Below are 2,618 nucleotides of genomic sequence, written 5' to 3'. Positions count from 1 at the left end.
TGTTTTTAGTAACTTAATAGTAAGCCACCATTATCATTGAAAACCCAGCCAGTTTATAATAAACCATACATGAAAATTTTATAAATGTATGGGGGAATTTTGGGAGATGATTAATCTGCAGAAAAAACAAGAAATCATACTATTGCACGTACGAGAAAATTATTCAAGAAGAAAAATTGCAAAACAGTTGGGGCTTGATCGTGCCACCGTTGGAAAATACATCGATGAATATGAGGAAAGGAGAAAAAAACTTTTACAAGAGAATAAGGAGGTAGACACAGGAGAATTAATTCAATCTATTGTTGAAAAGCCCAAATACAAAATCGGCAAACGGAAAAAGCGAAAGTTAACGGATGAAATGATACAAAAAATACAAGAACATTTAGAAGACAACCTTAGAAAAAAGCAAAAAGGATTAGGAAAACAATTGAAAACAGCGGTAGATATACATACCTGTTTAGAATCCGAAGGATATGATATTAGTTATGGTACTGTTCTTCGAACAATCAAAGCCCTCGTACACACACAGAAAGAAGCATTTATTAAAGCGGAACATCAACCTGGACAAGTTTGTGAATTTGATTGGGGAGAAGTGAAGCTCATTATAGACGGTCAAAAAAGAACTTTACAAATGGCTGTATTTACGTCTGCATACAGTAATTTTAGAATGGCTTATCTGTTCACTAAACAAAAAACAGAATGTTTTCAAGAGGCCCATGCTTTATTTTTCCAAGAAGTAAATGGTGTGTTCCATACAATGGTTTATGACAATATGAGAGTAGCAGTCAAAAAATTTATTGGAAATAAAAAAGAACCGACAGAAGCTTTAGTCAAACTATCGTTATATTATGGATTTCACTATCGTTTTTGTAATCCAGCAAGCGGGAATGAAAAAGGGCATGTAGAACGTAGTGTAGAAGTGGTTCGAAGAAAAGCGTTTGCCTACCAAGATACCTTTAAAACACTCCAAGAAGCTAACAAATACTTACACGAAATCTGTTTACAGTTAAATCAAAAGCCTAGAAAATCACACCAACAGATGACACCGAACGAGCTACTCTATACGGAACAAGAATATGTATTCATCGTCCCCCCTCCTTTTGATGCAGCACGCATATTAAATGGACGAGTGGATAAATATTCTACCATTGTGATTGATCAAAATCGTTATTCTGTACCAGATTATCTTGTAGGTGAAGTTGTCCGTATTAAAGTTTATAGCGATTCTATCCAATGTTTTTATCACGAAGAAAAAATAGCAACTCATTGCCGTAAGACAGGAAATCAGGAGTGGAGTTTACAACTCGATCATTATGTAGGCACTCTAAAGAAAAAGCCTGGTGCATTAGCCACTAGTTCGGCTCTACAACAGGCATCACCAAAGTTAAAGCAAATCTACCACTCTTACTATACCACTCACCCGAAAGAATTTATAGAATTACTTCACTTTTTGCAATCTGGTGTCACTCTTAAAGAGATAGAAAGTAGTATCAATCAGCTGCGTAATATCCATCCAAGCCATGTTACCACAGAAAAAATTAAGTTATTATGTGCAAAACAAAAGGAAGAACAGATACCAGTTTTAACATACTCATCTCAAAAAACAATTGATATTGAACACTATTCAAAAAAACACTTACAAACGTACGATCAGATGTTTCAAACAAAATACATTCATTAAGGAGAAGAAGTATGATTCAGTCTAAACAAATGTGGGTGGAAAAGATTAACACACTCAGTAAAGAGTTGAAATTACCTAAAATCCGTCAGGATTTTGAAGAAATCATTAAAGAATCCATACAAATTGACGCTAGTTATGAAGAGTTTTTAGCACAATTGCTTCAAAAAGAACTAGATGCACGGCAAGAATCAGCCAAATATAATCGTATTCGTCGCGCTGATTTTCCCTATAAAAAATATTTAGAAGATTTGTCTTTGACAGACCTATCACAAGATGCACAAAAAAAGCTTAAATTATTAAAGAATTTAGATTTCATCAAAGAAGGGAGAAATGTAATTTTAGCTGGAAATGCCGGCACAGGGAAAACTCATATATCTATTGGATTAGGAATTCATGCCTGTATGGAAGGATATAGAGTCTGGTTCACAACAATCCCTTTATTAATCAATCAAATTAAAGAGTGCCGTTCTCAGCGTACATTACGCGCATTTCAAAATCGATTTGAAAAGTATGATTTAGTCATAGCGGATGAAATGGGATATATTTCGTTCGATAAGGAAGGGGCTGAATTACTATTTACTCATTTGTCGTTACGAACAAATCAGAAAGCAACCATTATCACTACAAATCTATCTTTTGAAAGGTGGGGAGAGATATTTCAAGATCCCGTCATGACGGCAGCAATGATTGATCGTTTAACACATCAAGCATATATTGTAAACATGATAGGTGATTCCTATCGCATGAAGGAAACCGAAAAATGGTTAGAAGCACAACAATTAATACAGTAGTATAATTCTAATAACTTTATATATAATTCGAAAGAATTATAATTGAAAATCCAGCCAGTTTTATTAAAAATTGATACTGATTAGAATTCACAAAAGTGGCTGGGCTTTCAATGGTAATGTGGCCGGATTTTTAATTGACAAATACA

Annotated in this window: 2 protein-coding genes; both read left to right on the top strand. The window is 34.2% G+C overall.

The window, feature by feature from the left end; all coding sequences use genetic code 11:
- Positions 1-106 precede the first annotated feature (106 nt).
- On the top strand, positions 107-1,681 hold the full coding sequence (gene istA, locus ACS2CR_RS33845; RefSeq protein ID WP_060852562.1) for an IS21 family transposase: 1,575 nt from the start codon (positions 107-109) through the stop codon (positions 1,679-1,681).
- A gap of 11 nt (positions 1,682-1,692) precedes the next feature.
- Positions 1,693-2,472, top strand: a complete 780-nt coding sequence (gene istB, locus ACS2CR_RS33840) for an IS21-like element helper ATPase IstB (protein WP_060852563.1) — start codon at positions 1,693-1,695, stop codon at positions 2,470-2,472.
- Positions 2,473-2,618 lie beyond the last annotated feature (146 nt).

Origin of the sequence: Bacillus cereus group sp. BceL291 (assembly GCF_051776705.1) — a bacterium.
GTDB lineage: Bacteria > Bacillota > Bacilli > Bacillales > Bacillaceae_G > Bacillus_A > Bacillus_A cereus.
This window is presented reverse-complemented; position numbering and strand designations above follow the sequence as displayed.